1 pseudogene is annotated in these 269 nt (G+C 66.5%); it reads right to left on the reverse strand.

Features of this window, described 5'->3' with window-relative positions:
• Nucleotides 1-41: 41 nt before the first annotated feature.
• Nucleotides 42-269: pseudogene (locus A3728_RS15895) on the reverse strand (TRAP transporter permease); the annotation flags it as partial.

The raw sequence follows: 269 nt of genomic DNA on the forward strand, positions 1-269 counted from the left end.
GCCGCAGAGGGTATCTGCGGTGGCTCTTCCCTTTTCGGAGGTCACCCGGCGCGGCCGGGCTGCGGTGCTCCGTGCAGAAACCGCCACGCCAAGAGTCCGGCCAGCGCCAGCCCGCCAATGATGTCGGCCGCAGGCGCGGCGTAAAACAGCAAGGCGGCAGCCGACAGGAACAGCAACCGGCCGATGAACGGCACCTTTCCACGAAACCAGCCGCTTGTGCCGACGCTGACGGCAAAAACCGCGGCGGAGGCAACGCCCATATCCATTAG

It is taken from the genome of Sulfitobacter sp. HI0040, from assembly GCF_001634885.1.
Lineage (GTDB): Bacteria > Pseudomonadota > Alphaproteobacteria > Rhodobacterales > Rhodobacteraceae > Sulfitobacter.